The sequence below is a fragment of the Streptomyces sp. NRRL F-2664 genome, from assembly GCF_000719345.1.
GTDB lineage: Bacteria > Actinomycetota > Actinomycetes > Streptomycetales > Streptomycetaceae > Streptomyces.
Window position 1 is genome coordinate 1 of sequence record NZ_JOFX01000477.1, and the last position, 309, is coordinate 309.

Annotated in this window: 1 protein-coding gene; it reads left to right on the forward strand. The window is 75.1% G+C overall.

Going from position 1 to position 309, the window contains the following annotated elements:
- Positions 1–309 (forward strand): hypothetical protein (locus tag IF89_RS40005; RefSeq protein WP_043195092.1); only part of this gene is annotated, 309 nt, incomplete at both ends.

Sequence of the window (309 nt, forward strand, 5' to 3'; positions counted from 1 at the left end):
GACGGGCTGGTCCGCAAGGCCACGGCCGGGGACGGGGCGGTGACGGGGCTGGAGTACGGGCGGCCGCTGGCCGGACACGGCCCCGTCATCACCCGCGTCACCTCGCCCCTCGGCGCGGTGACCGAGATCGGCTACGAGGAGATTCCCGGATCTCCCGTCCCGGCGCTGGCCGCGACCCGCCTGCGCACCCTCGACGACAAGGGAGAGCTCGCCGCGCCCGAGCAGCGGTTCTCCCCCGCAGTGGAGGAGGGCCGCGCCTATACCGGGGCGGGAGGCGGCTTCGCGGGTGAGGACGATGTCTTCGACGGG